This is a genomic window from Amycolatopsis sp. SID8362, assembly GCF_010550475.1.
Lineage (GTDB): Bacteria > Actinomycetota > Actinomycetes > Mycobacteriales > Pseudonocardiaceae > Amycolatopsis > Amycolatopsis eburnea.
Genome location: NZ_JAAGNB010000168.1, coordinates 1 through 489 on the forward strand (window position 1 = coordinate 1; position 489 = coordinate 489).

The window sequence follows — 489 nt, forward strand, 5'->3', positions numbered from 1 at the left end:
TGTTCGCCGCGACCGAGGACTGGGCGGACGTGCTCGGGTTGTGCGTCGACCCGGCGAACCTCGCCGCGACCGGGCACGACCCGGTCGACGCCGTGCGCGGCTGGGAAACGCGCATGGGCGCGGTGCACGCGAAGGACCTGCAGCGCTGGAGCGGGCGCGGCCTGCCGTCCGGGGCCGGCTGGGGCCGCTACGGCCCGCAGCCGCCGATCCGCTTCCGCGCGCTCGGCCTCGGCGAGCTGCCGTGGGCGGAGATCGTGGCGGCGCTGCAGGACGAAGGCTTCGACGGCGTGCTCTACCTCGAGCACGAGGACACGCTGCTCCCCCGCGAACGCAGCATCGAGCGCGGGCTCGGCGTGCTGCGGTCGATGGTGCCGGACGCGGTGGCCGAAGGACGGACGTGGTGACCCCGGAGTGGGTGCGCGAGCCGGGCCCGGGGCCGCGGCTGGTGCACGTCAACGCGACCGCGACCGGCGGCGGCGTCGCCGAGCT

General features: G+C 76.5%; 1 protein-coding gene. It reads left to right on the forward strand.

Features of this window, described 5'->3' with window-relative positions:
• Positions 1–404, forward strand: a 404-nt coding sequence (locus tag G3I65_RS05950) for a sugar phosphate isomerase/epimerase (protein ID WP_160695209.1), incomplete at its 5' end; no start/stop codon positions are given.
• Positions 405–489 lie beyond the last annotated feature (85 nt).